Genomic DNA, 26,958 nt, shown 5'->3' with positions numbered 1-26,958 from the left:
TTCCGGCTAAGGCGGGCTGGGCAAATACTGTGGGTATTGTTTTTACTCAACAGGCCAGCCTTTTGCGGAACCGATTATGGAGCTACTGAATTCGTCCTCTCAATTGATGGTCCTACTTTTTTTGCTGTCGGTGCTGCCACTGCTGATGGTGATGGGCACCTCATTCCTCAAACTATCGATAGTTTTTTCTTTGTTACGTAATGCGCTGGGTGTTCAGCAGGTGCCCCCTAATATCGCTATTTATGGACTGGCCTTGGTGTTAACCATTTTCATCATGGCACCGGTTGGCTTAGATGTGCATGCCCGACTGCAAGATGAGCCGCTCCCCAACGACATTGGCGCTTTGCTACAGCAAATTGATGAGCATGCTCTGGCGCCATACCGCGATTTTTTACAACGTAATACCGATACAGAACAAGTCACTTTTTTTAACGATATCGTCCAAACCAAATGGCCCGAACGCTATCGTAATAGTGTAAAACCCAATTCACTGCTGATATTAATGCCCGCATTTACGCTAACCCAACTGACTGAAGCATTCAAAATTGGGTTGTTGCTCTATTTGCCGTTTGTGGCGATCGACTTAATTGTGTCCAATATTCTGTTGGCCATGGGCATGATGATGGTGTCACCCATTACCATTTCACTACCATTCAAGCTATTGATTTTTATTCTTATTGATGGCTGGGGATTGCTACTGGGTCAGTTGGTGGGGTCGTATTTATGACTCTCGACCGAGGGATTTATCAATGAGTAATGCCATTGTTGTTCATCTGGCGACCCAACTGTTATGGATAGTTTTACTGCTCTCGATGCCGGTGGTGGTGGTGGCCTCCGTGGTCGGGTTAATTGTCAGTTTGTTGCAGGCACTCACCCAAATCCAGGATCAGACATTACAGTTTTTGATTAAATTACTGGCGGTGTCAGCCACGTTATTGATTACCTACCATTGGATGGGGTCGACACTGCTGAATTATACCCAGCAGACCTTTTTGCAAATCACCAGTATGCGGTCCTGAGATGCCAGACTCTCTGTACTGGCTCGAGGCGCTGGGGTTGGCGATGATGCGCCCTTACGGCATGTTGCTGATATTACCCCTGTTTACTGCGCGCAGTCTGGGCAGTAGCTTATTGCGTAACGGCCTGGTTTTTGCCATCGCTTTGCCGGTCACACCACTGTTTTTCTCCCTGCCACTGATAACCCACGATAGCCTCATCGGTTGGTTTGGGGCGCTGTGTGTTGAGCTATTGATTGGGGTGATGATTGGCTTTGTCGCGGCGCTGCCTTTCTGGGCCATCGATATGGCGGGGTTCCTGATTGATACTCTGCGTGGTGCCACCATGTCCACTTTGTTTAACCCCAGTATGGGCATGGAATCGTCTATTTTTGGTGTGTTGTTTACGCAAATATTAACCGTACTGTTTTTATTATCTGGCGGTTTCAATCTGGTATTGGCAGCACTCTATGGCTCCTATGAGATTCTGCCTGCTGGCAGTGGTATTCGCCCCTCATCAGCGATGCTGCACTTCCTACAAAGTGAGTGGCTACTGATGCAGGAACTCTGTCTGAGCTTTGCGTTACCCGCGATGCTGGTGATGGTATTAGCTGATTTATCTTTAGGATTAATCAATCGCTCGGCACAACAACTGAATGTTTTCTTTCTGGCGATGCCGATTAAAAGCGCATTGGCTCTGCTTTTGTTACTGATTAGCCTGCCTTATGCCCTACATCACTATCTGGTGGGTATTAACCAGACCGAACAGAAGATAAACACACTTATCCCGTTGATAAATGGGGCTGCTGATGGGGGGTGAGAGCAGTGAAAAGAACGAAAAACCTACCGCGAAACGCCTGAAGGAAGCTCGGGAGAAAGGGCAGGTGATTAAAAGTGTTGAGATAACCTCCGGCGCCCAGTTAGTGGTGCTGGTGGTTTACTTTCTCCTGACAGGCTACACGTTGGTCGATCAGGCCATCGTACTTATCCGTAGTTCAATCAGCCAATTACAACAACCGTTGACCATGGCACTGGCCCGCATTGGTACGGAGTGCATGGCAGTACTTATTCATATTATGGGGATATTAGGCGGTGCGCTGATTTTAGTCACCATTCTGGCCGGTATCGCGCAAGTCGGGCCGTTATTAGCAACCAAAGCGGTAGAGTTTAAAGGCGAACATATCAATCCAATCAATAATGCCAAACAATTATTCTCACTGCGCAGTGTGTTCGAGTTAATCAAATCATTATTGAAAGTAGGGGTGCTCACACTGATTTTCGGCTATTTATTGCTGCACTATGCGGTTTCTTTTGGTTATCTGGCTTACTGCGGAAGTCGCTGTGCGATCCCCGTCTTTGCCACATTAATGAGCTGGCTACTGGGTGCTCTGGTTGCTTGTTATGTGATTTTCTCTTTGATGGACTATGCCTTTCAACGCTATAACACCATGAAACAACTCAAAATGTCTCTGGAGGAGATCAAACGGGAACATAAAGACAGCAACGGAGACCCACACATCAAGCAGAAACGCCGACAGTTACAGCATGAAGTGCAAAGTGGCAGTTTCGCAAAAAACGTCAGACGCTCTACAGCAGTGGTCCGTAATCCCACCCATTTTGCGGTTTGCCTGTTTTATCACGCTGATGATGCACCCTTGCCCGTAGTGATTGAAAAGGGTCATGGCGAACAGGCCGGGCTGATCATTGCATTAGCAGAGGAGCAGGGTATCCCGGTGGTGGAAAATATTGCGCTGGCACGGGCATTACACCGCGATGTAGCCTGTGGCGATACCATACCAGAGCAATTCTTCGAGCCGGTGGCGGCTATCCTGCGCTTGGCCTTGGCCTTGGATTATCAACTGCCAGCGGGTGAAAATAGCTGATCGTGGATGTTTCCTGCCTCTCCGGCACTGTTACTGACGTAACCTTTGATTAACATCTAACTTACGTCGCAACATACTTCATTGAATGGATAATTGGCTTATTATATCTAGGTCTATTTTATCGTCGCCGCGAATAGTCTTGATATCGCAAGTGACTGTATCTATTTGGAGGTGTCAGTGTGAGCTGGCAAGTATTTAAATCTCAATATCTGGTGCGCTTTTGGGCGCCACTACCGGCGGTCATTGCTGCTGGTATCTTATCGACTTATTACTTCGGCTTAACTGGCACCTTCTGGGCGGTGACTGGCGAGTTTACCCGCTGGGGAGGCCACCTCATGCAGTTGTTTGGCGCGCATCCGCAAGAGTGGGGTTACTTTAAAGTTATCGGATTGGAGGGGACGCCGTTAGATCGTATTGATGGCATGATGATTATCGGCATGTTTGCCGGATGTATCGCGGCGGCTCTGTGGGCTAACAACGTTAAGTTGCGCAAGCCTCAACACGGTATTCGCATCGCACAAGCGCTGGTTGGCGGCATTATTGCGGGTTTTGGTGCGCGTCTGGCGATGGGCTGCAATTTGGCGGCTTTCTTTACCGGGATTCCACAGTTTTCACTACATGCCTGGTTCTTTGCCCTTGCGACGGCGGCCGGCTCCTACTTTGGTGCCAAATTTACGCTGTTACCTCTGTTTCGCATTCCGGTAAAGTTACAAAAAGTGACGGCTGCATCGCCCTTGACGCAGCATCCGGCCCGCGCCGCACGCCGTTTTCGTCTTGGTATGGTGGTGTTTGTTCTGGCACTAAGCTGGTCGTTGATTGAGCTGTTCCGTCACCCAAAACTGGGCATCGCCATGTTGTGCGGTATTGGTTTTGGCTTGCTGATTGAACGTGCGCAAATTTGTTTTACCTCTGCGTTCCGTGACTTGTGGATAACCGGGCGTACTCACATGGCAAAGGCCATTATTCTTGGGATGGCGGTCAGTGCGATTGGTATTTTCAGTTATGTCCAACTGGGGGTAGCACCTAAGATTTTGTGGGCCGGGCCGAATGCGGTGATTGGCGGTTTGCTGTTTGGCTTTGGTATCGTGCTGGCCGGAGGCTGTGAAACCGGCTGGATGTATCGCGCGGTCGAAGGGCAGATTCATTATTGGTGGGTGGGGCTGGGTAACATTATCGGCGCGACCATTTTGGCCTATTATTGGGATGATTTCGCCCCTGCTTTGGCGACCAATTATGACAAGGTGAACTTGTTGCAGACCTTCGGGCCAATAGGCGGATTGTTGGTGACTTACCTGATGTTAGCCATTGCCTTTGCTGCCATGCTGTGGTGGGAAAAACGTTTCTTCCGTAAACAGAAAGCGGCCACATCCGTTCTGGCTAAGGAGCTACTATGAGTCATTCCTCATCGACAACGACCGTCATCGTACCTGATTACCGCTTAGATATGGTGGGTGAACCGTGCCCATATCCTGCGGTGGCGACGCTAGAAGCCATGCCGCAACTGAAGCCGGGCGAAATTCTGGAAGTGATCAGCGACTGTCCGCAATCGATTAATAATATCCCATTGGATGCGCGAAACTACGGCTATACCGTGCTGGATATTCAGCAGGACGGCCCTACGATTCGTTATTTGATTCAGCGCTGAGATAAGTAAGTCTATGGCTCTGATTTTTCCTTTGGGGTTAATGCCTTATCTGCTCAGTGGCCGGGGCGTAATCTGAAAGTGTTTAGTTTGAGTGAGGCGAAATAAGTGATTAGGTGGCCATGAGCATTATTGTTATTAATAATACTCATGGTCTACCCGATTAGTTCAACTCAGTTGCGTTTTTGCTGGGTGTTGCCACCGCAAGAGACACGCCTGCGGCCCTAAGCCGTTTTAATATGCTGAATAACAAAGAGCTTTTGGTATTACTGACCATTCGTGGACTGGGGACTAGACCGGTCACACTGAGGACAATACCGTCCGGGCTTAACTGACTGAATTTCACTGATGGAGCCGGGGTATCAAGTATCGACTCGTGTTCTTCATAAGCTTCTATCAACAGTGCCTGTGCCAGTTCAACATCCAAATCCAGCGGGAAGGTCAGGGCAATGGTCACCACCCCTTGAGCATTAGCCATGGTGGCGTTACGCACATTCTGCGAAATCAATTGGGAGTTCGGGACAATAACTGTTGAGCGGTCACTGAGTTGGATCTCAGTAGCGCGAACATTGATGCGGCGAATGTCCCCTTCAACCCCACTGATACTGATCAAATCCCCCACTTTGACTGGCCGCTCGGTCAGCAAAATAATGCCAGAAATAAAGTTCTTCACAATCTCCTGCAAGCCAAAGCCGATACCCACCGACAATGCACTGACAATCCAGGCTAATTTATTCCATTGGATACCCAGTACCGATAAGGTCAGTAGAATCACCAGCACGTAACCGATGTTACTGAAAAGCGTTACCGCCGAGGTCTTTATACCGGAATCCATCTGGGTTTGTGGCAAGAACTCATTATTCAGCCAACGCCGTGCGGCTTTGAGCACGTATAAACCGACCAGTAAGCAAACCAGCGCATTAAATAAGTTAGTGGGAACAATATTTAATTTTTCCAGACCTTCGCCACTTAATAACTCTACCGCTTTTTGCAGTAGTGAAATCGGGGTAGTGGAACCAAAGGTGCCATTAAGTAATGCGATAATAGCCAACAATATCAGCAGTACTTTGCTGGAGGCGGAGAGTAACGTTGCGGCCTGGGCTAAATGGCGGTCATCAATATTCAGTGATTGCTTAATGGCTTTACCGGCGCTGCTGGTGGGCGAGAAAATGCTTTCCGCCAAATCAACACACAGATGAACTAATAAATATAAACAGGCGATGACCAGACAGCTCCACACCAACTTGTAACTTAAGAATTTCGCCAGTGCGATATAACCGACTAACAATGACAGTAATATGGCTATTGCCGTAATGCCGATGGCGAAATGAATCAATCCCGCTAGCGTGGAATAGGCTTCAGGTTTTTCGCCATTTACCACCAGATTACGCCGTACCCGATTAGCACGTAACGGAATAATCGCCGCAGTAAGCGCCACCAGCAGCGCCGAAATACCATTACTAAAAATTGCCCCAGACACACTGATATTGATCATATTGTTCATCTGATCAAGGGCACCAAAAATCATGATGCAACTGGCTAGCAGAGGGGGGAATAGTCTCAGTGATGTGGCCACTTCATCAGCGATGGCAGGTAACCGCCATGAGGGGCGTTGGTTGGATAAAAATGCCCGCCCAAGGCCCGCGATTAAAGCGGAGAAGAACATGAGCTGAACAAATGCCAGCGCAAAATCCATCACTACCTGTGAGACATCCGGCGTGCGAGTAAAGGTTTGAGTGATACATTGCGCCACTGTGACGGTGATCAACACCGTACAAAGCGTGGTGGCTGAGGCCATAAAGCTGCGGCGTAGCGGGCCTGGTGGTAAGCATTTGGTACAAAACCAGGCGGTCAGCACATCGAGAAATTTAAAACCAAATATGCTGATTAAGAGTGCTAGCAGCAGATACATCGTGGTGCCGAAACGCCATTCGGGTTCCCAGGCGGCGCTCCAGGCATCGGCCAGCTCTTGGGTAAAATCTTTCAGTCGGCGGTCATCGTCAACATTGGGATTGACGATCGGTGCCCAGAAGTTCGCACCCAAAATGCTGCCAGAATTTAAGGCAATTTGTGATTTCAACGCGGTGCGCCGTAACGCGATGATCTGTGTTGCCAGGTTTTCCGCGTTGGTTTTGATAGCTTGGGCCTGATCATTCTGGCCATCTAACTGGATTTTACGGGTATTCAATATCCGCCGCTGCTGGGCGACTACTGGGGTCTCTGCCAATGCTCCGGCGGCAGGTAACGGGCCTAAAACCTCCAACTGTGTTTGCAGTTGTTCCCGCTTGGGCTTCAGGTCGGCTATCAAGATATCAGCATCACGCGCCAGTGCCAGTGCGGTCTCGTTTAGCACACTCAACTGGTTATCGGAGGTACTGGCAGAGACACTCTGTTTCAGCTTATCCAACTGTTTTTGTAGGCTAATCAGTTGTACTGATACTGCCGGTTTTACTGGCACCTCACTGTTTTCAGCCGTAGCATCTGATGCTATGGCGGCAACGCTGGTACCTGATATTGACGCAAAAATAAGCGTTAGCAGCAGCCACAGCAGCGGATAATTTCTACGTGCAACAACGTACCCAATCTTTTTCATAAAACCGATCAGCCTGAAAGTGAGTGCCACAATTAACCCAAAAATCCGATAGGTGTGCTGTTAAAGCCAGCCTGACGGCCATTGTGGCACATTCTGCACCTTACGGAATAATCTTACTCCGATAATTACTCCTCTCACTCAAATGATAAAGATAATAATTATCATTGAAATTAACACTCTCATTTAATAGATTGTGCGCTGAACTTATGGACCCACGATATGTGGCACGCAGGCAATATTATTGCGCTGTGAAATAGCAATGGATGCTGATTATAACCATCTATTTTATATGCCTAATTATCTGGGGAAGATAACTATGTTTTCGGTTTTTGTCATAAAGCGTTCTGCTATTTTATGTTCATTGGCGATGTGTATTCCTTTCGCTTCGCTGGCTGAAGATACGATAGAAGTCACGGCCAAAGCAGGTAATGCTGCTGATCTCCCGACCTCGGGCTACACCGCGATAACCACCAAAGGGGCGACTAAAACTGATCAACCCTTAATTCTTACCGCCCAGGCGGTATCGGTGGTGACGCGTCAGCAGATGGATGACCAAAATGTCGCTACGATTAATCAGGCGCTGAATTACACTCCTGGCGTGTTCACCGGTTTTTCCGGCGGAGCCAACCGCTATGACACCATCGCACTGCGGGGTTTCCATGGCGGTGATGTGAACAATACCTTCCTCGATGGTCTGCGCTTACTCAGTGACGGCGGCAGCTTTAACGTGTTGCAAGTAGACCCGTGGTTCCTGGAGCGCATTGATGTCATCAAAGGCCCCTCTTCGGCACTGTATGGTCAGAGTATCCCCGGTGGTGTGGTGATGATGACATCTAAACGCCCACAGTTTACTTCTGAAGGCCATTTCCGCCTGACGGCCGGTAATAACAATACACAAGCGGTTGCCTTTGATTATACCGATGCTATATCCGAGCATTGGGCGTTTCGCCTCACCGGGATTACCCGTAACAGTGACACCATGTACGACCATCAGCGTGAAGAACGCTATGCCATCGCACCCTCATTATTGTGGCAGCCGGATGAGAATACCTCTTTGTTATTGCGGGCTAATTTGCAAAAAGACCCTTCTGGTGGTTACCACAGTTCGGTGCCGGCTGATGGTAGCATCTATGGGCAGAAATTAAGCCGTGGCTTCTTTGATGGCGAAAGTAACCACAATGTATTTAAACGTTGGCAGCAAATCTATAGCTATGAATTTTCACATAAATTTGATGATGTTTGGTCATTCCGCCAGAATGCCAGTTACACCCATTCCAATACTCAGTTAGAACAGGTTTATCAGGGAGGATGGAATAGCGATCGCACTCTGATGAATCGCTATTATTCCGGTGAGGACTCCTCGCTCAACGCGTTTGCTATTGATAACCAACTGGGTGCTGATTTTGCTACCGCCGCAGTTGAACATAAAGTGATGCTGGGCTTTGATTTCCAGAAGTTCAGCAATAATCTGCGCAGCGACAGCGCTTTTGCGACCACACTGAACCCTTACACCGGTATTTCGGCGGGGAGCACGCTTTATAGCGATTATCTGCTGACCACTCCGGGCATCAACACCTCCTATTTAAACCGCCGTTATGAACAGAGTGGCATCTATTTGCAAGATGAAATGACGCTGGATAATTGGCACCTGAATCTATCAGGTCGTTATGACCGGATGAAAACTGAAAACATTAATAAGACTGCCAATAGTACCGATGAACGCACCGATAAACATGCCAGTGGGCGCGCGTCATTACTGTATAGCTTCGACAGCGGCATTTCACCCTATGTCAGCTACAGTCAGGCCATCACGCCAAGTCTGTTCCCAGATGCACAACAAAACTTATTGAAACCGATGACCAGCGAGCAGTATGAAGTCGGTATCAAATATCAGCCGCCGGGCAGCACTTCACTCTATTCCGCCGCTTTATATGACCTGACACAAAATGATGTGGCAAACCGTGCCGTGCCGGCGACCTATTTTGTACCAGCCGGTAAAGTTAATTCACAGGGGTTGGAATTGGAGGCCAGAAGCCAGGTTAATGACCGGTTAAGTGTGATTGCGGGCTATACCTATAATCGGGTGAAATTCAAAGATGCTATTGATGGTAATGATGGCAATACACCGGTGTTAGCACCGTCAAATATGGCATCACTGTGGGCGCAATATGAGGCAGGTTACGGCATCAATATTGGTGCGGGTATCCGCTATATTGGCAAGCAGTGGGCTGATGATGCTAATACTTTGCGCGTACCCTCTTATACACTGGGCGATGCCTCTGTCCGTGCTGATTTAGGCACTTGGGCTGCGTCGTTGAAAGGGGCATTTGTTCAATTGAATGTGAATAATATCGCCGACAAAAAATACGTCGCAGCCTGTTACAACACCTCTTATTGCTACTGGGGTGCTGAGCGCTCAGTGCTGGCAACCGTCGGTTATGATTTCTAACTAATAATACTGGCTTCGGTACGGTATTACACCGAAGCCAGTCTATTCAGCTTTAAGCTTATTTACTGCCATGAGAACCCTAACTCAGCGCCAGAACGGGCGGCTGTAATCCCGTTTGATATCATCCCGGCTTAGGCCAATATCCTTTAATTGATCTGAATTCAATCTTGACAGTGTATTCGCGGTTTTACGTCGTTCATTGCACTGGTATAGGTATCTGTATGCTTTCAGCCACACTTGAATAAAAATATTGTGGCGGCTTTTCGTTGCTCGAGCAGCCGACGAACAACATTCATCTATCTGATCTTCAATTATATTATTCATCATCGACTCCCCGTCATTAGGTGAGCCACTAGCATGAAACTTTGGCGAAAAACATTACAGATGCAAATGGGGACTATTATTTCCATACAGATATGCGATATATAAACTGAATGGTACAAATAAGCGCCATCTGTACTGGTCCCACTCAATTTATCAGGTGATATCAATGACTCGTTACCAACAACTGGCTGATATTCTTAGTCAACGGATTAAAGAGGGGCTGTATATTGCAGGGGAGCGGCTGCCTTCTGTCAGAGTATTGAGTGACGAGCATGGTGTCAGTATCAGTACCGTCCAGCAGGCTTATCGGCAGTTGGAAGAGTGCCTGCTAATTGAAGCGCGCGCGAAATCGGGCTATTTCGTGCGTTGCAGTTCAAACCTGCCTTCCTTACCGGCGACATGCACCCATGCCCAGCGGCCGGTAGAGGTATCACAGTGGGAAAATACGCTGGCATTTTTGACCAGGGGCGATCAAGCGAATGTTATCCATTTGGGCGTCGGTTCGCCCGACCTGTCTGGGCCGGGACTAAAAATACTCAGTCGATTGCTTAGCCGGATTAGCCTACACCAAAGCGAGGAAGTGCTGGAGTACGACAATATTTATGGTACCCCGGCTTTGCGTGAGCAAATTGCCCGGCTGATGCTGGATAGCGGTAATCATCAGTCGGCTGAAAATATCATTATTACTTCTGGCTGCCATGGCGCATTGGCTATCGCATTGGGGGCGGTTTGTCAGGCCGGTGATATTGTTGCTATCGATTCCCCCAGTTTTCACGGTGCGATGCAAACCCTGAAAGGGATGGGAATGAAGGTGATTGAGATCCCGACCGATCCGGTGGTGGGGATCAGTCTGGAGGCATTGGAAATGGCACTGGATCAATGGCCGATCAAAGTGATTCAGCTTACTCCAACCTGCAATAACCCTCTGGGCTACAATATGCCGGACGAACGCAAGAAGGCTTTACTGACCTTAGCTCAGCGCTATGATGTGGCGATTATTGAAGATGATGTATATGGCGGGTTGGCTTATCAATACCCGCGCCCACCGACCATTGCCTCATTTGATGATGATGGTCGGGTACTGCTGTGCAGTTCTTTTTCTAAAACGGTGGCACCTGGTTTACGCATTGGTTGGATTGCACCGGGGCGCTATTTAGAGAAAGCGCTGCACATGAAATATATTTCTGCTGGGCGGGTGGCGTCGTTGCCACAACTGGCGATGGCTGAGTTTATCAAGCAAGGGCATTACATGCAGCACTTGCGCCGGATGCGCCGCCAATATCAACGTAACCGCGATATTATGACCAGTTGGGTAATGAAATACTTTCCACCGAGTACCTGTCTGAGCAGGCCGCAGGGCAGCTTTATGCTCTGGGTCGAGTTGCCTCATGGATTTGATAGCTTGCGGCTTAATCGCTGCTTATTACCACAGGGGGTACAGGTTGCCGCAGGGTTTATTAGTTCAGCTTCAGGGAAATACCGCAATTGCCTGCGGCTCAGCTACAGCAAACCAATGACCGCAGAAATCGAACGAGCAGTGCAAATTGTGGGTAAGGCAATTTATGAATTGTTGGCTGATGCAGAACCGAAGGTGGCGTTAGAAAAGCAAAGCTAGCCTTAGACGGGTGAGGTTAATGGCAAAGTGCCGGCGGCGCAGAGAATAGGCAGATGGTAACATCGCCCTTGGTGGTTCGAGCTGCGCCATCCCAGGCGCGACGTTTTACTCTTTTTCCTATTCTCACGGCTTCAGATCGCATCATCGTGATTTGTCGTCAGTCTGACTGGCCGCTCGCTTTGAGCCTCGCAATGTGTATCATTTACTGGCGCAGATAGATCTGTGGTAGTGCGGTTTCAGGGTGGCGTGAAATCCCCAAATCTGCCTGATACCAGCGAGTCAGCGTCTCGGCATTGAGCACTTCCGCTGGTGTGCCACAGGCCACCAGTTCGCCCTGTGCTAGCAGCAAAATACGATCGGCATAGAGTGCGGCCAGATTCAAATCATGCAACACACAGCACACCGCCAAGGGTTCTTGGTGGGTGAGCTGGCGCAATAGGCGCAGGGTATGCTGTTGATGATACAAATCTAATGCGGAGGTCGGTTCGTCAAGGAACAACCAGCGTGGTGTCGGTTGTGGTTGCCACAATTGTGCTAATACGCGGGCTAATTGTACCCGTTGTTGCTCACCACCAGACAGTGCGCGATAGTCACGCTGTGCCAGTGACAAACAGTCCGTTTGAGCCATCACCTCTTCTAAAGCTTGCCTATTTTGTGCCGTGCCATAAGGGGCTCGGCCCATCTGAATCACTTCGCTAACACTAAATGGAAAAGCCAGACTGCTGTATTGCCGCATGACTGCACGGGTACGGGCCAATTCCTGCGGCTGCCAGCTCTTCAGATCTTTGCCGAGCAATTGGCATTCGCCATCAGAAGGGGTGAGGTAGCCGGTTAACAAGCGCAGCAGGGTTGATTTCCCCGCGCCATTCGGCCCGATAATGGCTACCATTTCGCCGCTGGCAATTTGTAGCGAAACATTCTTGATTAGCCTCTGGCCCTGCACATGATAGGCGAGCTGATTAGCCTCTAATAACGCCGGCGGTGTTACTGCCTGATTAACTCCAGCTATATTAATCCCTGCTATATCAACCACTGAGTTGCTCCCGCTGACGTAAAATCAACCATAGAAAATAAGGGCCACCCAGTAGGCTGGTTATCAACCCGACCGGCATTTCAGCCGGGGCGACTAAGGTACGGGCCAGAGTATCGGCGGTCAATAATAGACAAGCCCCACCCAGTGCGGCACCGGGCAGCAACCAGCGGTGGTCAGCACCGATACGCATGCGGATAAGATGTGGCACGACCAGCCCGATAAAACCGATAACTCCACTGACAGCCACCGCGGCACCGATCAAGATGGCGCTCAGTAATAGCAAACGCAGCTTGGCTTGGCGTACATTAACACCGAGGTAGTGTGCCTCTTCATCTCCTAGCTGCAACAGATTCAACTGACGCGCCTGTAATAATCCAAGAACACAGGCGGGTAGGATCAGAGAAGCCGCCACCATCAGTGTTGACCATTGAGCCTGGCCTAAGCTCCCCATACTCCAGAGTGAGAACTGGCGTAATTGCTGGTCATCACTGATATAAGTCAGCACCCCGACCGCCGCACCGCACAGCGCATTAATGGCGATACCAGCCAGTAGCAGGCGGGATAAGTTGCCATGGCCCCAGCGGCTGAGGGTAAAAATAATGGCTGAGATGGCCAGGCTGCCAATAAACGCGCCGACCATATGGCTATAAAGGGCTAATAGTGGCGGCAGGCTGAATGGCATGACAATAATTAGCCCGACACACAAAGCGGCACCACTACTGATACCCAATAGGCCGGGATCAGCCAGCGGATTACGGAATAACCCTTGCATGATGGCACCGGAAACCGCCAGCGCGCAGCCGACAACCACCGCCAACAACACGCGCGGCAGGCGGATATTCAACCAGATATGCCACATAGCATCATCTAATGATGCATGCCACAAGGTACGGAACGAGAGTGTCAAAGCCCCCATATTGGCCGAGCCGAGTGCTAATAAGATTAGAACCATCAGTAAGATGCTCAGCATCAGGCGTGGATGGATACGGCAATTCATTGCGCTTGTTCCATGCCTTTGCGCAGCAGCGCCAGCACTTGCGGCGTTTCCAAGCCAAAGCCAAGTAATGCCATGTCATCCACCACTAACAGGCGCTTATGTTGACCCGCGGGTGTCAGGGCTATACCGGGTAATTTCCAGACCCCCTCATTGCCACCCAGTGCTTTCACACCGGCACTGGTAATCAGCAATAAGTCCGGTGCACTAGCGATAACCCCCTCTTGTGACAGTGGGCGGTAGCGGCTAAAGCCTTGCATGGCATTGCTACCACCGGCGGCACGGATCATGGCATCTGCGGCAGTATTCTGACCGGCAGCCATCGGTGTCAGGCCACCGTGACTCATAACAAACAGCACTTTTACCGGCAGTGGCGTACTGCTCACCGCAGCTAAACGTTGTTGGTAGTCTTTAATCAGTTTTTGGCCTTGTTCTGGCTGATGAAGCGCTGTGGCGACCGCACTAATCTTCGCCGTTACACTTTCCGGCGTGATTTGTCCCGGTACGGTAACCACGTTAACCCCGCTGTCGGCAACCTGTTTGAGTACCAATGAGGGTTGAGCCAGTTCGCTGACCAACAGCATGGTCGGCTTCATCGCCAAAATCCCTTCGGCATTGAGCATTCGCATGTACCCCACGTCAGGCAGCTTCTGCACTGCCTGCGGTTGTAGACTGGTACTGTCACGAGCCACAATCTCGCCACCAGCACCGAGTGCATAGGCGATTTCTGTTACATCACCACCAATGGTGACAATACGTTCTGCGGCGAATGTATTTAGCGGCAGAATACCGGCGCTCAGTGACAGAATGAAAGGGAGTGACAGCAGCCTTAGTCTCATGCAGCGATATCCTTATTGATCAGGCGGGCAATCTGCTCACGCCATTGATTTTGTTCTGGTTGCCCTTCGGTGCGTTGACCATAAAGTTGAGCAAGTTGGGTACCATCGGCGGCAAACAGTTCCAAACTGGTGACAAACCCATCTTTGGTTGGTTTACGGGTGATCCAGCTTTCAGCAATAGCAGTTTCAATCAGATGCAGCGTAAAGCGTTTATTGAAAACGTTAATCCAGTCTTGATGCGGGGCCACTTTCTCAATTAAACCGGTGAAAATTTGCACGCAGCCGCGGTTACCCACAAAAATCATGATTTCGTTCTGATCCTGCTGGGCGATATTCAGTAGTTGTGTCAGTGAACTGTTATCAACACGATAGGCGAGATCATCCCCGACGGCGCGGAATGCTTGCTGGCGGGTCAAATTATTGCGCTTAAGCAACTGGAAGAATTGGTGTACATCGGTCATGGCACGCCATTCGGTATCCACGGTGGCATCATCAACTGTTGGCTCGGCCACTTCAGGTGTGCTCAGTGCTTCTAATGGCAATGCTGGATTTTCTGTACTGATAAACTTCGCCAGCACGGCTTGCCAAGCCACCATATCCGTCTGTTCAGTAGCATAGACTTTATGTAACGCATCACCCTGCTGGTCAAAGAACTGGATACTATGGCGCACACCGTGGCGTGTCTCTTCTGACAGTGTGAATGCACTGGCCCACTGATTGAGGAACAACCGCAAATCCAATTCACGCGGGTTAAGGATTAAACCCGCATGACCGTTCAGATGTTGATTCTGGTAACGGCCCATCTGCTCATGCACGGCATAGGTGTTGCGGGTGATAGCTTTGGCTTCCCCCACCGCCTCCAATGCGGCCAGTAGGGTGCGGGCATCGCCTTGTAAGCGTTTTGCATCATGACCCACACGGCTATGAGTCAATTCCGCTTCTGAAATACCCATTAGTGTCGCTAAATCACGCGCGTATTTGCCTGGGTTATCCGCTTTGGCTTGTATGTACTGCTCATATATAGATTTGCTCATTAATGACATCCTCGTTCTATTGATTTTTTATATGCAGGTGACAGCGTTAAATGATAATCCGGTAACCCATAAATTGGATTACCGGATGAGTAGTTTCAGACTATCTTTTTTTAATGAATTACCACTGGTAACTCACAAATAGCTTCGCGTTGCGGCCATCTTGTGGCACGCCTTGCGGCGCGTAGTACTCTTTGTCGAATGCGTTGCCCAGAACCACGGTAGTTGTGACACCTTTCAGTTGTTCCTGGCCTTTATAGCTGACATAGAAATCATTGAGACCATAACCGGCCTGACGTTTACCGGTGCTTAACGGTTTGGAGCGGTCAGCAAATGTGGCAATCCAACCCACCGCGAAACCACTGCTGGCAACCGGGATATCCACTACGCTGGTGACGGTATCCGGGTTAATGGACTCGAGCCATTTATTGGTGCTCTGATTTTTACCCCGGGTACGGTTATAGGCCAGATCCCAGTTAAACAGGGCTGTTTTATAGCTCATGGTGGCATCCCAACCCCAGATTTTTACCCGGTCGATATTCACTGATGATGTGGTCATCGCCGTCATATTAACGCTGGTGTCGATATAGTCTTTCGCATTGGTATCGAAGTAGCTGGCCTTGAATTGCAGGTCATCTTCAGCCATTAGCAAATCATTGAAACGTAAACCAAACCCGTACTCTTGGGTTTCATTAGTTTCCGGTTTTAGATTCGGATTGGGCACCCAGTAGTTGGTGAGTGTCATTCCCGGGCGGATAGGAATTGAGAAGTGTTTTGAGTCGTTGTACATCTCGCCCATGGTTGGTGCGCGGAAAGCTTGGGCATAGGAGCCAAACAGCATCAACCAGTCAGTGGGGGTAACACTCACTGCGCCGCGTGATGACCATTTGTCGGCATCGACGTCAGCATAGCCTTCGCTGCTGCCGCTATAGTTGTCATAACGGGTACCGGCTAAAATGGACACTGGCAGGTCGCGCAGGGTGATTTCATCTTGTAGCCAGCCGGAGCCAAACCGAATATCTGCTTGTGGGAAGCTGGTCGTCGCGCCTCCCGGCGTCTGCTCTTGTTTATAGGCTTCTGTGCCGTAAGTCAGCAGGTGTGATGCAAAGCTGTCGGTAAACAAACGCGTCCGGTTTTCCAGCTTTCCGCCTTCCGTGGTTTGTTTACGTCCCTCTTCGGTTGCACCTTGTGGCCGTGCATTGATTTCCACTTCAGAGTAGTAAACCCGTGCGGTGGCATTCAACCACTCCTGATCCAGTGGCTTAAGGTGGTAACTGAGTTGGGCATCACGTTGGATCGTTGAACGATTGGTTATGACATTGCCACTGGAAGCTGCACTGGTTTGTGGATTTTTGGGTTCTATTGCGTTGTTGTTGTAATAGCGCAGATTGGCACTCAGTGATTGAATCTGGTCAATATGCCAGGTTCCTTTTGCCAGCACATTACTGATGGTTTCGTCATTTGGTGCATCAAAACCATTACTCTGACGGATATTGCCGATATCACGGGTACCGAAGGAGAGAATGCCATCAACATCATCGGTGCGGCCATAGGCACTGGCACCGAGGCCGAAACTGTGATCACCGGTAGCCGCAGAGCTGTAAACGCGGTAACCGGTATTTTGGCCCGCTAACAGCAAGTCAGCGGCATCGACAGTTTCAAAAGAGATAACACCACCTAATGCGCCACTGCCGTACAGCAGGGCAGATGGGCCACGTACTACTTCAACACGTTTCACCAGTGCCGGATCAAGGAAAGTGGCGTTCAGATGGCCGGTATCGGTACCTTGGCGAATACCATCAACCAGAGTCAATACACCTTGCTTACCGTAGCCACGTAGTGTCACATCCTGGCCGTTGACCCGCCCGCTGCCGGTGACGGTCAGCCCCGGTATTTTGCGCAGCATATCTGCCGCAGAGGTGGCGGTCTCGCTGGTCGGCGAGGTACCTTCAATCACGGTTACCATCATCGGTGCTTCAAAACTACTGCGCTCATTACCTGTTGCCGTAACCACCATGGTATCGGTAGTGTGCTTTTTACTGCTTGTCGGCGTGGTAGTGGTATCAGCCGCTTGAACGGCCAAAGGCAGCGTGCAAGCGATTGCCAAACTGAGTGGGGACCAGCGGAAACGGTCAGAAATGAAACGAGGCATGTCGGCAATTCTCCATATTTTCTATGCGAATAAAACAGATATATAGGTTGCTGGCTGCCTTGATTCGAGAATCTGGGTGGCTTGCTATCCCCTTCGTCTTTTGATGCTACAGCAGTATTAGCGGCCCGTTACTCGGCTCTGTACGGCTGCTGTTTTGCTGTAATACCCATGACGTGGGTTCTGTGTATGTTATTTGGTCAGTATTAGTTTGCCGGCCTTGGTCTGGCGCAGTTGATAGTGTTCGCCTTGATGGACGATAAAGGCGACACCGTGCTCTCCCAGCAGTTGTTCGCTGGTGACAGACAAGGGCTTACTTGCTGTCGGATACTCGACAGCAGGTTCGTCGTTCAACCTCGGTGTTTTATTCAACTGTGTGTCCATATATTTAGCACGGAAATGATAACGAGTATCAATATAATAAGCATTATCATGTATGATCGAATGTTACATCAAGACATATTTATTGTTAATTGATTTTTTAGCTGGCGAACTAAATCTGGCTCGACAAGTGCGTAAGTTTGATGCCAGTACCATCCGTGGCTCAAGGCCGTTAATGGTTGAATCAGGCAATCGCACGCGGGTCAGTCGTTGGCTTGGTTGGATGGACGAGATAATCGCGTAGCTGTACTTAACCAAAAAACACCCGCAGCCACGACGGTCTATGGCCTTCTGACGGCACTGGCAGAAAGTGAAGAAACTAAATATAATGAGGTCATACATTAACCAGAATTATATTAAGGAGGATTACTATGTTGACCCGTGAATTGTTTCTTTATTCACTCGTCTTTAGTGATCGTGATTGCTCAAGCGTTACCGGTATCGTGCTGCGATAACCTGCTTGAGCGAAGCTAACTAACACTCTGACAACTTCCCTCCGGCTTACCGGTTATCGTCGGCTTTATTGACGATAGGCATCTCTATGCCTGTAAAACTTGAGTAAGCAATGACCACATTACTTTCTGCAAAATCTGTCGGTTACGACAACACTTTCGGCCCACTGCTGGCTGAGATTTCCTTCGGCCTGAAAAAAGGTGACCGCATTGGTTTGATAGGCCATAACGGTTGTGGAAAAAGCACTCTGCTGAAAATCCTCAGCGGTGATCTTCCCGCCACGGCCGGTACTATCACTACCGCCAACCAGTGCCTGATGGCTCGGGTTGAACAACATCTCCCCGCCGCTTTAGATGATTGCACCTTACTGGATGCGGTGCTCAATCACCTCCCCAATAGCCTGCATCAACCAGAACGTTGGCAAGCAGAGGTTTTGCTCGTCAGCTTGGGGTTTGATGAACCCACTTGGACACTGACTGCCGGTACGTTAAGTGGTGGTCAGCATACGCGTCTGTTGCTGGCACGAGCACTGATCCGCCAGCCAGATTTGTTGCTATTGGATGAACCCAGTAACCATCTGGATTTACCTACCCTGCTGTGGCTGGAGCAGTTTCTCCTGAATTGGGGGGGCAGTTTTGTACTGGTTTCACATGATCGCAGTTTGCTGGATCGTGTGACCAACTGTACCTGGATTTTGCGTGACAAAAATCTGCAATTTATCCGCCTGCCTTGCACTCAGGCACGGCAGGCATTGGCGGAGAAAGATATCTCGGACAGTCATCGCCGTTTAGCCGAACAAAAGGAAATTGATCGGGTAGCAAAAAGCGCCAAGCGACTGGCCATCTGGGGCAGCGTGTATGACAACGAAAAGCTGGCGCGTAAGGCTAAACAAATGGAGAAGCAGGTCGATCGCCTCAAGGATGATCAAACTCAGGTTACCGCCGGTAATCAGTGGCAATTGCGCCTAAATGGCGAAGCTCTGGCGGCAGACCGAGTGCTGGCACTCTCAGATTTACGGGTTCGACCAGCGGCTCAGGCACCGGTGCTATTTGAATTGGCACAATTTCGGGTCAAAAGCGGTGATCGCGTCGCACTGGTTGGCCGCAATGGTTGCGGTAAATCTTCTCTGTTGCACTGCCTATGGCGGGCTTTTAGCCAACCAGAGACCGCCGACGTGGGAGTGACGTTCCATCCTAGGGTACGTGTGGGCTATTACGACCAAAGTCTGCAACAACTGCGTGACGAAGACACTCTATCCGAGGCTTTAGCCCCCTTTGCACCCTTGACCGAAGATCAGCGAAAAATGGCGTTGATCGGTGCCGGATTCCCCTATCTTCGGCATCAGCAGCAGGTTAGCACCTTGAGTGGTGGCGAGCGTTCACGCTTGTTATTTATCGGCCTGACACTGGCTAACTATTCATTGCTACTGCTTGATGAACCGACTAACCATCTTGATATGGAAGGTAAAGAAGAGCTGGCAAATACGCTGAAAACCTTCAGTGGTGCGGTGTTGCTGGTTTCCCATGACCGTACATTGATTGAACAAAGCTGCAATCGTTTTTGGTTAATCGATAAGCAGTGGTTGGAAGAGTGGCACCATCTAGAACCGGTCTATGCCATTTTGGCCGATAAACCCGCATCAGTTTCTGTGCCCGCCTCCACATTCGAACCTGAGTCGATAATGTTAGTGGAAAGTGAAGAAGAACAGTTGTTGGCTGAGTTGTTGGAATTAGAAAGTAAGCTGAAACAGGATCTGGCACGTAAGTTCAAGCATCAGAAGCCAGAGCTGCAATGCCAGTGGCGACAACAGATAGCGCAATTAAACACCTTACTTGATTTGACGTAATGCTCAAGCCGCAAGGATGCGGCTTGTTTTTGTGGCACGGCTAATCGAACTCAGCAAGCCCATTTTAGATTATAAAAACTAATCCAAATTCCAGAATGTCGACCGCGTTACATTTATTGAAATAAACAACTGGTTGAAAGATCAAGTTCACTTCTTTTTGCTGTAATCATCACATTAATGCAGTTTTTTGTGTCGTAGCATCCTGCCGAACGAAATACATAATTCTTAGGAATTTTAATCTGCAAGGCTATGAAAGATGAAAATTTACAGTAACTTACCGATAACTCTCAATGATGTAATTGATGCACAAAAACGATTGAGAGGTCATATCTACAAAACAGGATTAGCGAGGTCGAATTATCTGAGTGAGCGCTGTCATGGCGAGATTTATCTGAAGTTTGAGAACATGCAACGTACCGGGTCATTCAAAATTCGCGGCGCATTCAATAAGCTCAGCTCACTCAGCGAAGAGGAGAGAAGGCAAGGGGTTGTGGCTTGTTCTGCGGGTAATCATGCGCAAGGGGTTTCTTTATCCTGTGCCATGTTGGGGATTAACAGCAAGGTGGTGATGCCAAATTGCGCCCCTAAATCAAAAATTGCGGCGACCAGTGAATATTCTGCGCAGGTGGTGCTACATGGTGAGAATTTCAACGATACCATAGCAAAAGCCAGTGAAATTATTGAAATGGAACACCGTATTTTTATTCACCCTTTCGATGATGAGAAAGTGATTGCTGGTCAGGGCACTATCGGGCTGGAAATACTCGAAGATCTCTATGATGTCGATAATGTGATTGTCCCTATTGGTGGCGGTGGATTAATTGCCGGTATCGCGCTGGCAATTAAATCTATTAATCCAACCATTAATATTATTGGCGTCCAGTCAGAGAATGTTCACGGCATGGCGGCATCTTATTATAGCGGTAGTATTACTAATCATCGTAAAACCGGTACGCTTGCCGATGGTTGTGATGTGACTCGCCCAGGTACGTTACCTTTTGAAATCGTCAAAACATTGGTTACCGACATTGTACTGGTCAGTGAAGATGAAATAAGAAAAAGTATGATTGACCTTATTCAGCGTAACAAGATTATTACCGAAGGTGCAGGTGCATTAGCATCCGCAGCATTATTAAGCGGCAAACTAAAAGATTATATCACCGGCAAAAAGACCGTCAGCATTATATCAGGCGGCAATATTGATTTATCGCGCGTATCACAAATAACGGGATTAGGCAGTATTTCGTAAAATATATTAATAAGGAATTTATTAATGGATATCGATAATGCTATTACAACCACTACCGCAATCGAAACAAAAACGTGGCGCAAATCAGATACAACCTGGACATTAGGATTATTTGGCACAGCAATAGGGGCAGGCGTTTTATTCTTTCCAATTCGCGCGGGTTTCGGCGGTTTAATTCCTATTTTAATTATGTTGGTGTTGGCTTATCCGATTGCCTTTCTCTGTCATCGGGCGTTGGCTCGTTTATGTTTATCCGGCAGTAACTGTTCAGGCAATATTACGGAAACAGTGGAAGAACACTTCGGTAAAACCGGTGGTGTGGTCATTACCTTCCTCTATTTTTTCGCCATTTGTCCATTGCTGTGGATTTACGGCGTAACCATCACCAATACTTTTATGACCTTCTGGGAACATCAACTCCAACTGGCTCCGCTAAACCGTGGTGTGGTGGCGCTGGCGTTGCTATTGCTGATGGCTGGGGTGATTTACTTCGGTAAAGACCTGATGGTTAAGGTGATGAGTTTTCTGGTATTTCCGTTTATTACTTGTCTGGTATTAATCTCACTCTCACTGATCCCTTACTGGAATGCCTCGGTTATTGAGCAGGTGGATTTGAGCCAGATTTCTCTGCTAGGACACGATGGCATACTGGTGACGGTGTGGTTGGGTATTTCCATCATGGTGTTCTCTTTCAATTTCTCGCCGATTGTCTCTTCTTTCGTGGTCTCAAAGCGCGAAGAATATGAACCGGAGTTTGGCCGGGATTTTACTGAGAAAAAATGCTCTCAGATTATTAGTAAGGCCAGCATGTTGATGGTAGCTGTGGTGATGTTCTTTGCCTTTAGCTGCCTGTTTACGCTGTCGCCGCAAAATATGGCAGAAGCTAAGGCACAAAATATTCCAGTGCTGTCTTATCTGGCAAACCATTTTTCTGCCATGTCCGGTAGCAAATCGACCTTCTCCATTACGCTGGAATATGCCGCTTCACTGATTGCGCTGGTCGCTATTTTTAAATCTTTCTTCGGACATTATCTCGGTACGTTGGAAGGTCTCAATGGTCTGATTATTAAGTTCGGCTACCAAGGCGATAAAACTAAAATATCCGGCGGCAAGCTTAATCTGGTCAGTATGTTTTTCATCATGGGATCAACCTGGGTGGTGGCTTATCTCAACCCGAATATCCTTGATTTGATTGAAGCCATGGGGGCACCAATTATCGCCTCACTACTGTGTCTGCTGCCTATGTACGCCGTTCATAAACTGCCTTCTCTGGCCCGTTTCAGAGGCCGGCCAGAAAACTATTTTGTTACCCTCGTCGGTCTGCTGACCATCTTCAATATCGTCTACAAATTAATATAAGACGGCGCTTAAAAGCCCGTATTTTGCCCAAAAAACACGGGCGGAGTAATCACATGACATTAAATCCTACAGTTTTGGTTATTAACTGTGGTTCATCATCCATTAAATTTTCAGTACTGACCGCCGACAATTGTGACGCGGTAATCTCCGGGATTGCCGACGGTATTGGCACTGAAAAACCTTTTTTGCGGATTGATAGAGTCACTCAATTTCAATTGGCTCAATGGAATTATGTTGATGCATTAGCAGCGATTGCCGATGAGCTGGAAAAGCGTGGCCTTAATAAATCAATTTCGCTGATTGGCCACCGTATTGCCCATGGTGGTGAAATATTCAGTGAATCAGTGCTGATTGATGATTGGGTGGTGGAGGAAATCAAAAAGGTTTCGCCATTGGCTCCGCTACATAACTACGCCAATTTGCACGGCGTTGAGGCGGCACGCCAGCTATTTCCCGGCATTAAACAAGTCGCCGTATTTGATACCGGTTTTCATCAAACATTAAAACCGGAGGCTTATCTTTATGCGCTACCTTACCGCTATTTCCGCGAACAGGGGGTACGACGTTATGGTTTTCATGGCACGTCGTATCGCTATGTGGCAGGGCTTGCCGCGAGTTTCTTCGGATTTGATGGGAGCGATTGCGGCCTGATTATCGCTCATTTGGGGAATGGTGCATCTGTCTGCGCGGTTCAGGACGGCAAAAGCGTTGATACATCGATGGGCATGACCCCATTGGACGGTTTGGTCATGGGAACACGCAGTGGTGATGTGGACTTTGGCGCACTGGCATATCTGGCGCGCCAAACCGGGAAAAGTCTGGAAGATTTGGAGCATATGCTTAATAAGGAGTCCGGTTTATTGGGGATCTCTGGTCTGTCTGCTGATATGCGGACGCTGGAGAAAGCCTATCACGAGGGGCATGAAGCGGCGCGTCTGGCGATACATACCTTTGTGCATCGCCTTGCACGCCATATTGGCGGGCATATCAGTTCGCTGCGCCGGTTCGACGGCCTGATTCTGACCGGGGGAATTGGCGAAAACTCATCGCTTATCCGTCAGTTAACGCTGGAGCATCTGGCCGTTTTTGGTGTCGACATCGATCACGGTAAAAACAACCGGCTACAGCATGGAACCTCTCATGTCATCACTACCGCCCGCTCACGGGTCGTTGCCGCAGTTATCCCCACCAATGAAGAAAAAATGATTGCGCTTGATGCGGTCCGCCTTGGCTATGCGCAACAGGACGCAGCGGTTTCCGAGGCTGTTTTTTGACCCTCAACCCCATGAAATCACCAGCTATATTCTGTTTATTGGAGTTTGTTCATGAAGATTGATGTTGATGTAAATAATAAAAAATATGCCGATGCATGGCTCGGATTTAGCGGGAACAATTGGCATAGCGAAATTAATGTCAGAGATTTTATCCAGCAGAACTATCAACCTTATGAAGGTGATGAGTCGTTTCTCTCCGGCGCCACCCCTGCGACCCAAAAATTGTGGGAGCAGGTTATGGAGGGGATTCGTTTGGAGAATGCGACTCATGCGCCGGTAGACTTTGATGATGATATTGCCACCACCATCACTGCCCATAAAGCGGGTTACATTGAACAACAGCTGGAAAAAATCGTCGGGCTACAGACCGATAAACCCCTGAAGCGTGCGTTACATCCTTTTGGCGGTATCAACATGGTGCAAAGCGCATTTGACGCCTATGGCCGTGAGATGGATGCCAACTTCAAATATATCTTCACTGATTTACGTAAAACCCATAATCAAGGCGTGTTCGATGTTTATTCGCCTGAGATGCTGAAATGTCGTAAATCCGGCATTTTGACCGGCCTGCCGGATGGCTATGGACGAGGGCGAATTATTGGCGACTATCGGCGTATCGCACTGTATGGCATTGCCTATCTGGTGCGGGAACGTGAGCTACAGTTTGCCGATTTACAGCCACAACTTGAGCAAGGTATTGAGTTGGAAAGTGTGATTCGTTTGCGCGAAGAGCTGGCTGAGCATCGCCACGCGCTGTTGCAGATTCAAACCATGGCCGCACGCTACGGTTGCGATATTTCAGGACCGGCCAAAAATGCTCAAGAAGCTATTCAGTGGCTCTATTTTGGTTATCTGGCCGCGGTGAAATCGCAAAATGGTGGTGCGATGTCACTGGGCCGCACCGCGACATTCCTCGATATTTATATCGAGCGCGATTTAGCCAACGGGGTGTTGAGCGAGCAGCAGGCGCAGGAGCTTATTGATCACTTCATCATGAAGATTCGCATGGTGCGTTTCCTGCGGACACCTGAGTTTGATTCACTGTTCTCCGGTGATCCGATTTGGGCCACGGAAGTGCTGGGCGGAATGGGCTTGGATGGCCGAACCTTAGTGACCAAGAATACCTTCCGTTATCTCAACACGTTGGAAACCATGGGGCCAGCGCCGGAGCCTAATTTAACCATTTTATGGTCGGAGGCGTTGCCACAGGCATTTAAGCGTTATGCGGCCAATGTCTCGATTCAGACATCTTCGTTGCAATATGAAAATGACGATCTGATGCGGCCAGATTTTAATAGCGACGATTATGCGATTGCCTGCTGTGTTAGCCCGATGGTGATCGGTAAGCAAATGCAATTCTTTGGTGCGCGCGCCAATCTGGCTAAAACGCTGCTGTATTGCATCAATGGTGGCATGGATGAAAAACTCAAAATTCAGGTCGGCCCGAAATGTGCCCCGATGACCGATGACGTGCTGGACTATGAACGGGTGATGGCTAGCCTCAACGTGTTTATGGATTGGTTAGCGGTGCAATATATCAGCGCCCTGAATCTCATCCATTATATGCATGACAAATACAGCTACGAAGCGTCACTGATGGCACTACATGATCGCGATGTTTATCGCACCATGGCCTGCGGTATCGCCGGGCTTTCGGTAGCGGCGGATTCGCTTTCAGCCATTAAATACGCCAAGGTTAAACCAATGCGTGATGGCGATGGGCTGGCTGTCGATTTTGCCATTGAGGGCGAATATCCTCAGTACGGTAACAACGACGAGCGTGTCGACACTATTGCTTGTGATTTAGTTGAGCGTTTTATGAAGAAAATCAGCAAGCTGCCAACCTATCGCCATGCAGTGCCGACGCAGTCAATTCTGACTATTACCTCTAATGTGGTGTATGGACAGAAAACGGGTAATACCCCCGACGGCCGACGCGACGGTATGCCATTTGCACCAGGTGCCAACCCTATGCATGGCCGTGATCGCAAAGGGGCCGTGGCATCACTCTCCTCTGTCAGCAAGCTGCCGTTCAAATATGCCAAAGATGGGATTTCTTACACGTTTTCGATTGTCCCTGCGGCCTTGGGCAAGGACTCGGCGGTGCGTAATAATAATCTGGTCGGCCTGCTGGATGGTTATTTCCACCATGATGAGTCGATGGAGGGTGGGCAGCATCTTAATGTCAATGTCATGAATCGCGATATGCTGCTGGATGCCATCGAACATCCAGAAAACTATCCAAATCTCACCATCCGTGTTTCTGGTTATGCCGTACGTTTTAACGCCCTGACGCCCGAGCAGCAGCAGGATGTGGTCTCCCGAACCTTCACCAATACGTTATAATTGTTAGCCCCTCCCTAACAAGAGGGGCCAATAGCTTATCTCTGCGTATTTCGCACTTTAATCCGGCTTTACGTTGTAGTGATGTTGAGCATAGCCGATTCGCCCTAGTCACTGTCACTTTCTGCCTGAGGCCATTCCCGCAGTTCGTATGCAATGACTGCCGGGTTGATATAAATCATATGCCAGCTACGGGCGCCTTGAACGGGTAGATCATCATGAATTTCAGCGGGGTTGACCATGATGATATCTCCGGCTGAAGACTCAACTCTGCCGATGTTACTCCATGAATGTTGTGATCCCTGAACAAAGATACCGATGCCAAACTCGTCATGGGAATGACGGGGAAAGGTGTGCTCGGTCAATAATGACATCGCTTCGGCCCCCGGAATCACCTGATGATGCAGTTTGATTTGGTGAATTGCGCGTTTTAACGTCATCTCTCAGCAAATTCGAGAATTAAAATCAGAGAGTTAGAATCAAGCTGACGATAAAACCATTACTTC

At 49.0% G+C, this 26,958-nt stretch carries 23 protein-coding genes; 14 read left to right on the top strand and 9 right to left on the bottom strand.

Going from position 1 to position 26,958, the window contains the following annotated elements; genetic code table 11:
* The first annotated feature begins 76 nt into the window (after positions 1-76).
* From sctR to yedF, 6 genes are all read left to right on the top strand, one after another.
* On the top strand, positions 77-727 hold the full coding sequence (gene sctR / locus V1953_RS19435; protein WP_372568546.1) for a type III secretion system export apparatus subunit SctR: 651 nt from the start codon (positions 77-79) through the stop codon (positions 725-727).
* A gap of 22 nt (positions 728-749) precedes the next feature.
* Positions 750-1,019 (top strand): EscS/YscS/HrcS family type III secretion system export apparatus protein, encoded by a 270-nt coding sequence (locus tag V1953_RS19430; RefSeq protein ID WP_050085721.1) that lies wholly within the window; start codon positions 750-752, stop codon positions 1,017-1,019.
* Between the two features lies 1 nt (position 1,020).
* The gene (sctT, locus tag V1953_RS19425; protein ID WP_442851220.1) at positions 1,021-1,815 is read left to right on the top strand and encodes a type III secretion system export apparatus subunit SctT; all 795 of its coding nucleotides are present in this window, start codon (positions 1,021-1,023) and stop codon (positions 1,813-1,815) included.
* Positions 1,805-2,878, top strand: a complete 1,074-nt coding sequence (locus V1953_RS19420; protein WP_442851219.1) for an EscU/YscU/HrcU family type III secretion system export apparatus switch protein — start codon at positions 1,805-1,807, stop codon at positions 2,876-2,878. The genes sctT and V1953_RS19420 overlap by 11 nt, the downstream gene beginning before the upstream one ends.
* Positions 2,879-3,057: 179 nt before the next feature.
* The gene (gene yedE, locus V1953_RS19415; protein WP_372568548.1) at positions 3,058-4,272 is read left to right on the top strand and encodes a selenium metabolism membrane protein YedE/FdhT; all 1,215 of its coding nucleotides are present in this window, start codon (positions 3,058-3,060) and stop codon (positions 4,270-4,272) included.
* Positions 4,269-4,523 (top strand): sulfurtransferase-like selenium metabolism protein YedF, encoded by a 255-nt coding sequence (yedF, locus tag V1953_RS19410; protein ID WP_083161077.1) that lies wholly within the window; start codon positions 4,269-4,271, stop codon positions 4,521-4,523. The genes yedE and yedF overlap by 4 nt, the downstream gene beginning before the upstream one ends.
* A 160-nt stretch (positions 4,524-4,683) precedes the next feature.
* Here yedF and V1953_RS19405 read toward each other — a convergent pair whose 3' ends face one another.
* Entirely contained in the window at positions 4,684-7,143 is a 2,460-nt protein-coding gene (locus V1953_RS19405; RefSeq protein WP_442851218.1) for a DUF3772 domain-containing protein, read from the bottom strand.
* 286 nt (positions 7,144-7,429) lie between these two features.
* Between V1953_RS19405 and V1953_RS19400 the strand changes: the two genes are divergently transcribed.
* Positions 7,430-9,562 carry a TonB-dependent siderophore receptor gene (locus V1953_RS19400; protein ID WP_442851217.1) on the top strand — a complete coding sequence of 711 codons (2,133 nt, stop codon included), beginning with the start codon at positions 7,430-7,432 and terminating at the stop codon, positions 9,560-9,562.
* 84 nt (positions 9,563-9,646) lie between these two features.
* Here V1953_RS19400 and V1953_RS19395 read toward each other — a convergent pair whose 3' ends face one another.
* A complete protein-coding gene (locus V1953_RS19395) occupies positions 9,647-9,886 on the bottom strand; it encodes a DUF1127 domain-containing protein (RefSeq protein WP_083163927.1) in 240 nt (79 codons plus the stop codon).
* 166 nt (positions 9,887-10,052) lie between these two features.
* On the opposite strand from V1953_RS19395, the gene V1953_RS19390 reads away from it, so the two are divergent.
* Positions 10,053-11,501 (top strand): aminotransferase-like domain-containing protein, encoded by a 1,449-nt coding sequence (locus V1953_RS19390; protein WP_372568551.1) that lies wholly within the window; start codon positions 10,053-10,055, stop codon positions 11,499-11,501.
* Between the two features lie 202 nt (positions 11,502-11,703).
* On the opposite strand, the gene V1953_RS19385 is transcribed toward V1953_RS19390, so the two are convergent.
* From V1953_RS19385 to hemP, 6 genes are all read right to left on the bottom strand, one after another.
* Positions 11,704-12,510, bottom strand: a complete 807-nt coding sequence (locus V1953_RS19385) for a heme ABC transporter ATP-binding protein (protein WP_442851344.1) — start codon at positions 12,508-12,510, stop codon at positions 11,704-11,706.
* A gap of 16 nt (positions 12,511-12,526) precedes the next feature.
* A complete protein-coding gene (locus V1953_RS19380; RefSeq protein ID WP_083161071.1) occupies positions 12,527-13,531 on the bottom strand; it encodes a FecCD family ABC transporter permease in 1,005 nt (334 codons plus the stop codon).
* The gene (locus V1953_RS19375; protein ID WP_372568554.1) at positions 13,528-14,367 is read right to left on the bottom strand and encodes a heme/hemin ABC transporter substrate-binding protein; all 840 of its coding nucleotides are present in this window, start codon (positions 14,365-14,367) and stop codon (positions 13,528-13,530) included. The genes V1953_RS19380 and V1953_RS19375 overlap by 4 nt, the downstream gene beginning before the upstream one ends.
* A complete protein-coding gene (locus tag V1953_RS19370; protein WP_372568555.1) occupies positions 14,364-15,401 on the bottom strand; it encodes a hemin-degrading factor in 1,038 nt (345 codons plus the stop codon). The genes V1953_RS19375 and V1953_RS19370 overlap by 4 nt, the downstream gene beginning before the upstream one ends.
* Positions 15,402-15,519: 118 nt before the next feature.
* Positions 15,520-17,550: a TonB-dependent hemoglobin/transferrin/lactoferrin family receptor gene (locus tag V1953_RS19365; RefSeq protein ID WP_083161065.1), complete on the bottom strand. Its 2,031-nt coding sequence runs from the start codon at positions 17,548-17,550 to the stop codon at positions 15,520-15,522.
* Between the two features lie 189 nt (positions 17,551-17,739).
* Positions 17,740-17,931: a hemin uptake protein HemP gene (gene hemP, locus V1953_RS19360; RefSeq protein ID WP_083161063.1), complete on the bottom strand. Its 192-nt coding sequence runs from the start codon at positions 17,929-17,931 to the stop codon at positions 17,740-17,742.
* A 52-nt stretch (positions 17,932-17,983) separates the two neighbouring features.
* On the opposite strand from hemP, the gene V1953_RS19355 reads away from it, so the two are divergent.
* The 6 genes from V1953_RS19355 (at position 17,984) to pflB (ending at position 26,455) form a co-directional block, all read left to right on the top strand.
* Entirely contained in the window at positions 17,984-18,172 is a 189-nt protein-coding gene (locus tag V1953_RS19355) for a hypothetical protein (protein ID WP_442851216.1), read from the top strand.
* A 321-nt stretch (positions 18,173-18,493) separates the two neighbouring features.
* Entirely contained in the window at positions 18,494-20,227 is a 1,734-nt protein-coding gene (locus V1953_RS19350) for an ABC-F family ATP-binding cassette domain-containing protein (RefSeq protein WP_083161059.1), read from the top strand.
* Positions 20,228-20,483: 256 nt separating this feature from the next.
* Entirely contained in the window at positions 20,484-21,476 is a 993-nt protein-coding gene (tdcB, locus tag V1953_RS19345) for a bifunctional threonine ammonia-lyase/L-serine ammonia-lyase TdcB (RefSeq protein ID WP_083161057.1), read from the top strand.
* Between the two features lie 24 nt (positions 21,477-21,500).
* The gene (gene tdcC / locus V1953_RS19340) at positions 21,501-22,835 is read left to right on the top strand and encodes a threonine/serine transporter TdcC (RefSeq protein ID WP_372559960.1); all 1,335 of its coding nucleotides are present in this window, start codon (positions 21,501-21,503) and stop codon (positions 22,833-22,835) included.
* Positions 22,836-22,888: 53 nt separating this feature from the next.
* On the top strand, positions 22,889-24,109 hold the full coding sequence (gene tdcD, locus V1953_RS19335; RefSeq protein ID WP_083161053.1) for a propionate kinase: 1,221 nt from the start codon (positions 22,889-22,891) through the stop codon (positions 24,107-24,109).
* A 51-nt stretch (positions 24,110-24,160) separates the two neighbouring features.
* Entirely contained in the window at positions 24,161-26,455 is a 2,295-nt protein-coding gene (gene pflB / locus V1953_RS19330; RefSeq protein ID WP_442851215.1) for a formate C-acetyltransferase, read from the top strand.
* A 104-nt stretch (positions 26,456-26,559) separates the two neighbouring features.
* Here pflB and V1953_RS19325 read toward each other — a convergent pair whose 3' ends face one another.
* Positions 26,560-26,892: an AraC family ligand binding domain-containing protein gene (locus V1953_RS19325; RefSeq protein WP_102970489.1), complete on the bottom strand. Its 333-nt coding sequence runs from the start codon at positions 26,890-26,892 to the stop codon at positions 26,560-26,562.
* Positions 26,893-26,958: the final 66 nt, after the last annotated feature.

This window comes from Yersinia sp. 2541 StPb PI, assembly GCF_052217145.1.
GTDB lineage: Bacteria > Pseudomonadota > Gammaproteobacteria > Enterobacterales > Enterobacteriaceae > Yersinia > Yersinia enterocolitica_E.
This window is presented reverse-complemented; position numbering and strand designations above follow the sequence as displayed.

Coding starts and splice junctions, on each gene's coding strand:
- pflB (WP_442851215.1), top strand. CDS start 24,161: ATGAAGATTGATGTTGATGTAAATAATAAAAAATATGCCGATGCATGG.
- V1953_RS19325 (WP_102970489.1), bottom strand. CDS start 26,892: ATGACGTTAAAACGCGCAATTCACCAAATCAAACTGCATCATCAGGTG.
- V1953_RS19365 (WP_083161065.1), bottom strand. CDS start 17,550: ATGCCTCGTTTCATTTCTGACCGTTTCCGCTGGTCCCCACTCAGTTTG.
- V1953_RS19395 (WP_083163927.1), bottom strand. CDS start 9,886: ATGAATAATATAATTGAAGATCAGATAGATGAATGTTGTTCGTCGGCT.
- V1953_RS19370 (WP_372568555.1), bottom strand. CDS start 15,401: ATGAGCAAATCTATATATGAGCAGTACATACAAGCCAAAGCGGATAAC.
- V1953_RS19380 (WP_083161071.1), bottom strand. CDS start 13,531: ATGAATTGCCGTATCCATCCACGCCTGATGCTGAGCATCTTACTGATG.
- sctT (WP_442851220.1), top strand. CDS start 1,021: ATGCCAGACTCTCTGTACTGGCTCGAGGCGCTGGGGTTGGCGATGATG.
- tdcB (WP_083161057.1), top strand. CDS start 20,484: ATGAAAATTTACAGTAACTTACCGATAACTCTCAATGATGTAATTGAT.
- V1953_RS19350 (WP_083161059.1), top strand. CDS start 18,494: ATGACCACATTACTTTCTGCAAAATCTGTCGGTTACGACAACACTTTC.
- sctR (WP_372568546.1), top strand. CDS start 77: ATGGAGCTACTGAATTCGTCCTCTCAATTGATGGTCCTACTTTTTTTG.
- V1953_RS19375 (WP_372568554.1), bottom strand. CDS start 14,367: ATGAGACTAAGGCTGCTGTCACTCCCTTTCATTCTGTCACTGAGCGCC.
- tdcD (WP_083161053.1), top strand. CDS start 22,889: ATGACATTAAATCCTACAGTTTTGGTTATTAACTGTGGTTCATCATCC.
- V1953_RS19420 (WP_442851219.1), top strand. CDS start 1,805: ATGGGGGGTGAGAGCAGTGAAAAGAACGAAAAACCTACCGCGAAACGC.
- V1953_RS19355 (WP_442851216.1), top strand. CDS start 17,984: ATGATCGAATGTTACATCAAGACATATTTATTGTTAATTGATTTTTTA.
- V1953_RS19400 (WP_442851217.1), top strand. CDS start 7,430: ATGTTTTCGGTTTTTGTCATAAAGCGTTCTGCTATTTTATGTTCATTG.
- yedF (WP_083161077.1), top strand. CDS start 4,269: ATGAGTCATTCCTCATCGACAACGACCGTCATCGTACCTGATTACCGC.
- hemP (WP_083161063.1), bottom strand. CDS start 17,931: ATGGACACACAGTTGAATAAAACACCGAGGTTGAACGACGAACCTGCT.
- V1953_RS19430 (WP_050085721.1), top strand. CDS start 750: ATGAGTAATGCCATTGTTGTTCATCTGGCGACCCAACTGTTATGGATA.
- V1953_RS19390 (WP_372568551.1), top strand. CDS start 10,053: ATGACTCGTTACCAACAACTGGCTGATATTCTTAGTCAACGGATTAAA.
- tdcC (WP_372559960.1), top strand. CDS start 21,501: ATGGATATCGATAATGCTATTACAACCACTACCGCAATCGAAACAAAA.